At 64.5% G+C, this 4,624-nt stretch carries 4 protein-coding genes and 1 pseudogene; 4 read left to right on the top strand and 1 reads right to left on the bottom strand.

The features are described 5' to 3' along the window. Positions 1-76: 76 nt before the first annotated feature. A pseudogene (locus MXD59_RS25755) lies at positions 77-230 on the top strand (IS1380 family transposase); the annotation flags it as partial. 62 nt (positions 231-292) lie between these two features. Further along, positions 293-688: a transposase gene (locus MXD59_RS27620; RefSeq protein WP_372512207.1), complete on the top strand. Its 396-nt coding sequence runs from the start codon at positions 293-295 to the stop codon at positions 686-688. 33 nt (positions 689-721) lie between these two features. On the opposite strand, the gene tnpC is transcribed toward MXD59_RS27620, so the two are convergent. After that, positions 722-2,134: an IS66 family transposase gene (gene tnpC, locus MXD59_RS25745; RefSeq protein ID WP_248827156.1), complete on the bottom strand. Its 1,413-nt coding sequence runs from the start codon at positions 2,132-2,134 to the stop codon at positions 722-724. 213 nt (positions 2,135-2,347) lie between these two features. Between tnpC and MXD59_RS25740 the strand changes: the two genes are divergently transcribed. Together MXD59_RS25740 and ltrA are read left to right on the top strand one after the other, a co-directional pair. Then, on the top strand, positions 2,348-2,647 hold the full coding sequence (locus MXD59_RS25740; RefSeq protein WP_372512206.1) for a transposase: 300 nt from the start codon (positions 2,348-2,350) through the stop codon (positions 2,645-2,647). Between the two features lie 560 nt (positions 2,648-3,207). After that, positions 3,208-4,461, top strand: a complete 1,254-nt coding sequence (gene ltrA / locus MXD59_RS25735) for a group II intron reverse transcriptase/maturase (RefSeq protein ID WP_248827155.1) — start codon at positions 3,208-3,210, stop codon at positions 4,459-4,461. Positions 4,462-4,624 lie beyond the last annotated feature (163 nt).

Here is a 4,624-nt window from a genome sequence, read left to right as displayed (position 1 = left end):
TCTGAAGATCCCGTCTCGCCCTACCGCTACACAGGTCTCAAAGATCCATCTGTCTCATGGGACTCTGACAGACAGGGAGGCGTCGGCGCCGTGGCGGGGGCACCGAGGCGACCCACGATCCGGCGAAAGTCCTCGCCGATCTCGCGGTCAGTGCCGCACTCGGGGGTCACTGCCTGGCTGACATTGGCCTGCCTCGTGCCGAGCCGGAGCTGTTCCCCCTGTGTCAGTCTCGGGTGAGACACCCGCTGGATGCGGGTTGGCTACAGGGGGGTGATCGGAGATCCTTGTGTTCGTGGAGTCAGAGTCTTCCGAGGAGACCGGCGGGTCGCCGCCGCAGCGTGATCCGGCGCCGCGGCCGTCGCGGCGGGTGTTCAGCGCGGCGTACAAGCTGCGGATCGTCACCGAGTACGAGAACGCCCCGCATGGTGAGAAAGGAGCGATCCTGCGCCGGGAGGGATTGTTCTCCTCGCATGTGGTGGAGTGGACCCGGGCCCGTGACGCGGGTGCTCTCGGTCGAACCCGCGCCGCAGATCGTGGGCCGGAGAAGGAGCCGGTCCGGTCCGCGGAGCAGATCGAGGTGGAGAAGCTCCGCCGGGAGAACGAACGGTTGAAAGCGCGGCTGGCGACCACGGAAACCGCGCTGGACATCATGGGAAAAGGTGTGCCGCGAACGCGGGAGGCTACTTGAGGGTAACTGGTCAGGTAGTCGCTTGATCTTTGGTTAGGTGGTTGCGGGCATCCAGGGGTGGCCCTCGGCGAGTTGGACGAGGGCGGGGAACTGGGGGATGCCGTGTTTGGTGGCGGTGGACAGGTAGCTGCGGATCGCGCAGAACTGGCGGGCGCCGGTGAGGGTGCGTAGGCATCCGGATACTTTCTGCCGTACTTTGATCATGCGGATGTCGTGTTCGGAGCCGTTGTTGTCCGCGGGAACCCGCAGATCGTGGGTGAACCGCAGGTAGTCGGTTTCGCGGTCGACGAGGCGGCAGGCCAGGGCGTGGCGGGCGGCCATGAGTGTCGTGCCCCGCGGTGAGGTCTGGGTGATCCCGATGTGAGCGGTGTGACGCAGGGCCCGGGTGTGGGTCGCCAGGTCGGCCGGATCGATCGCGGTGCCGATGGTGGCGGCGTCGACGGTGAGGCGGTGCAGGGCGAGCAGGGCGTCGGCGGCCTGGGTGGCCCAGCACCAGGTGCCGGCCGGGGCGGAGTCGGTGATCGCCTGCAGTTCACGTAGGACGTGGGCGACACAGAGCTGGTGGGTGGCATCGGTATAGGTGTCATACGGCGCCCAGGCGTCGTGGACCACGACTCCGGTGAAGCCGGTCAGCACCCCGAGGGCGTCGATTCCGGCGGTTCCACGCTTCGGATGGCAGTCGATCAGGGTGTACTTCCCGGTGCGGGCGACGTGCACCCAGTGCAGTCTGCCGGCGACGCGCAGCCCGGTCTCGTCCGCGCCGAGCACCTCGGCGCCAGCGAGATGCTCACGGATCGCGGTGAGGAAACCCTCCAGGCCGGCGGCGGCCCGGGCGGCCATCGCCGCGACCGTGCCCGCCGAGATCGGGAGCCCGACCAGTTCGGCCAGCGCGGTCGCGGTCCGATCCTTCGACAGGAACTGACCCCCGTACAGGTAAACCGCGGCCGCGGTCACCCGCGGCCCGTACTGCACCGGGGCGTCCACTCCGGCCGGCGCGGTCGCCTTCGTCCGTGTCCCACAGCCACACTCCCGCTCGAGGAGCCGATGTTCAGTCACGCGCGGGCGTAGCTCGGGTAGGTCAAAGACCTGCCGGCGTTCGGTCCGGGTCACCGGCCGGCCCGCAAGCTGCGTCCCGCACCCGCCACACGGCCCCGGCTCGTGTGCCAGGCGTACATCAGGACCGGCGACCATCCGCAGCGTCGATCCCGGATGGCCGTTCTGCCCACCGGGCCGCCGACCGGTCTTCTTCCGCAGCGACTTCGGGGGCGCCTTGGCCAGCCCGTCGGAACTCGGTGGCTTCGACGAGTTCCGTGACGTCCTGGCGACCTGGGCCTCCAGCTCGACGATCCGTTCCAACGCCCGCGCGAGATCCGCCTGCAGACTCACCACCAGCGTCGCGAGCTCGTCATACGACGGCACCGACGGCGCGGGCAGATCACCGGACACACCCGGACCCTACGGTCCGATCAACCACACCGCGTCAACACTCCCGGGCTGGCGAGCCATCGAGCAGCCCCAGCCCGCCGTGAAACCAAAACGAACGATCTACGAGACCTGACCAGTTACGGTCGGACTACTGGTCGATGCTTTCGCGAGTGGAGTGATCCCGCTTCCGTGGACAGCGAACTTGAGGTTCACTGTCTATAGGGAAGGATGGCGATGGGGTCAACACGGCGGAAATTTACTCAGGAGTACAAGACCGAGGCTGTAAGATTGGTGCTCGACTCGGGCCGGTCTGCGGCCGAGGTCGCGAAGAGTCTGGGTATTCACGAGGCCACGTTGGGAAACTGGGTGAAGAAAGCGAAGGAAGAGGGCGGGGCCGAGGACCGGCCACTATCGGTGTCGGAGCGTGCGGAACTCGAAGAGCTCCGGAAGAAGTACACGCAGGCCCAGATGGACATCGCCTTCCTAAAAAAAGGTGTGCCACGAACGCGGAGGCTGCTTGAGGTAGTTGGGTAGCTGAACGCGGTGCTGCACGGGAGATGAAGGATTCTCGGCCCTTCGGAGCCGCCCTTCGGGGGGAGGCTTCAAATCGCCACATGCTGCGGGAACGGTGACGTGACCGTGGTGAGCGACTGTGGAAAAGGCGTCCATGAGGCGTCAGATGGGGACCAGAGAGACGGAGCGCAGTCCCTGCGAGGGGATCGCTGTTGACGCGTCGTTATTGATGAGATGGCATCAGAACTGGGTGTTACTTTTGGCCCGGGATAAGTCTGGCGGGAGCCCGATTATTGGCCAGGTGGTGCCCGGCGTGGAGGCGACGTGAATCTGGTCTGCTGCTTCCGTGTGGAACGTGGGAAGACACACCCCGATGCTCCAATCCGGATTGCATGGGTTGGGAGAGGGAGACTTCCAAGCGGACAACCCGCGAGGAACTGAGTACCGAGGCGGGGTGTGTTGGCGGACCGGTTTGTAGTAGCGGTGAAGCCCCTGCTGGGCGCGGTGAGGGTGGAGCGAAGGAACCGGATTGTCCGTGGCTTGTTTGTTCGGTCAACCAGGAGTTTCCTGGGAGGAGCTGCGTGAGCGAGCTGAAATCGCAGATCAAGCCGTTCGAGATATCGAAACTGGAGGTCTGGGAGGCATACCTGAAGGTCAAAGCGAATCAGGGTGCTCCGGGGGTGGACGGCTGCACTATCGAGGACTTCGAGAAAGACCTGAAGGGGAACCTCTACAAGGTCTGGAACAGGATGTCCTCGGGCAGCTACTTTCCGCCTCCGGTGAGAGGTGTGGAGATCCCGAAACCGCATGGCGGCGGGGTTCGTTTGCTCGGTGTGCCCACGGTTGCGGACAGGATCGCCCAGACGGTGGTGGCCGCTCATCTGGAGAAACGGGTGGAACCGATCTTCCATCCAGACTCCTACGGCTACCGGCCCGGAAGGTCAGCCCTGGAAGCGGTCGCGGCATGCCGGCAGCGGTGTTGGAAGAAGAAATGGGCCATCGACCTTGATGTTGCCAAGTTCTTCGACAGCGTCCGCTGGAACCTCGTCATCAAAGCGGTGGAAGCCCACACCGGCGCCGCCTGGGTGGTGTTGTATGTGAAACGGTGGCTCGCTGCCCCACTGCAACTTCCCGACGGCACCTTGCAAGAGCGGTTTCGGGGAACCCCACAAGGTTCTGCGGTATCGCCCGTGCTGGCGAACCTGTTTCTTCATTACGCATTCGATCAGTGGCTCGCCCGGAATTTCCCGGACGTGCAGTTCGAGCGTTATGCGGATGACGCAGTCGTGCATTGCGACTCCGAACGCCGGGCCCGTGTGGTTCTTCAGGCGATCGGAAACAGGATGGAGGAGGTCGGACTGCAACTGCACCCGGCCAAGACCAGGATCGTGTACTGCGGAAAGGACAACCGTCGCGTCGAAGGCGTGGCAACGTCGTTTACCTTCCTCGGCTTCACGTTCCAGAAGCGCCCGGCACGAGGCCGCCATGGGAGGATCTTCACGTCCTTCCTGCCGGCGGTCAGCAAGAATGCCCTGAAGAAGATGAGCGCGGAAGTCCGCTCCTGGCGGATTCACATGCACATCGGCTACACCCTCGGGGAGTTTGCACGATGGCTTAACCCCATCATCCGCGGCTGGATGCAGTACTACGGGGCGTTCTACCGCACCGAGTTGTATCCCCTCCTCAGGCGCATCAACTACTACCTGATGCGCTGGGTCCGTAAGAAATATCGGCGGCTGAAGACCTTCACGAAATTCCACCGGCGATGGAAGCAGGTCACCACCGCGTACCCGCTGTTCTTCGCCCACTGGAAATGGGTCCACTCGATCTGGTGACCAGGGCAATAGGAGCCCGGTGACGGGAGACTGTCACGCCGGGATCTGTGGGAGCCCGGGGGTGCGATTCCCCCGGGCCACCCGACCGGCGAGCTTCTTCGCGAGCGAGCAGAAATAAGGTTCGAGTTCATCTCGATCCATGCTCCGAGGAAGCCTGCGCCCG

Origin of the sequence: Frankia umida (assembly GCF_023242945.1) — a bacterium.
Classification (GTDB): Bacteria; Actinomycetota; Actinomycetes; order Frankiales; family Frankiaceae; genus Frankia; species Frankia umida.
Note: the sequence above shows the minus strand (reverse complement) of the source record. Positions and strands in the feature narration are given on the sequence as shown.

Bases quoted from the DNA above. Each gene is read 5' to 3' on its own strand.
- MXD59_RS25740 (WP_372512206.1), top strand. From the start codon at position 2,348: ATGGGGTCAACACGGCGGAAATTTACTCAGGAGTACAAGACCGAGGCT.